Origin of the sequence: Corallococcus sp. AB049A, assembly GCF_003668885.1 — a bacterium.
GTDB lineage: Bacteria > Myxococcota > Myxococcia > Myxococcales > Myxococcaceae > Corallococcus > Corallococcus interemptor.
In genome coordinates this window covers 1-440 of sequence record NZ_RAWL01001144.1, presented here as the reverse complement: position 1 = coordinate 440, position 440 = coordinate 1, and the positions used below count along the sequence as shown (strand labels likewise).

Genomic DNA, 440 nt, shown 5'->3' with positions numbered 1-440 from the left:
TCCACATACAGGCCGTCGTAGTCAATCAGCTGAACAGTGCCGCCATCAGCACTGACCATCAGGTTCTCTGGCTGGATGTCTCCATGAGCAACATTATTCTGCTCTAGGTAAGCAGCCAATGACATCAAAGCAGCCCGCAGCCTAGTCAGCGCCGCCTTGTCAGCGTGCTTCGCCTCAAGAAACTCAGCCAACGTGCTCCCGCTGGCCCACGCCATCTTGACGGTAGGGTAGGTGCCCCCCTGAATCCGGATGCCCGCAGGATTGAACTCAAAATTTAGGAAGTACGGACTATTAAGCTGCTTCAGTCTTGACGAGATCGCCTGATAGCGATGCTCCAGCTCACGAGATTCTTTGTGGAAACAACGCAAAGCATATTTTTTGGAGCCTACCGTCACCTCGTACGTCAGCGCGAACCCGCCGCACAGCGCCAAGGGCAGACC

Annotated in this window: 1 pseudogene; it reads right to left on the bottom strand. The window is 55.0% G+C overall.

The features are described 5' to 3' along the window. Positions 1 to 440 (bottom strand): annotated as a pseudogene (locus D7X55_RS41215) (protein kinase family protein); the annotation flags it as partial.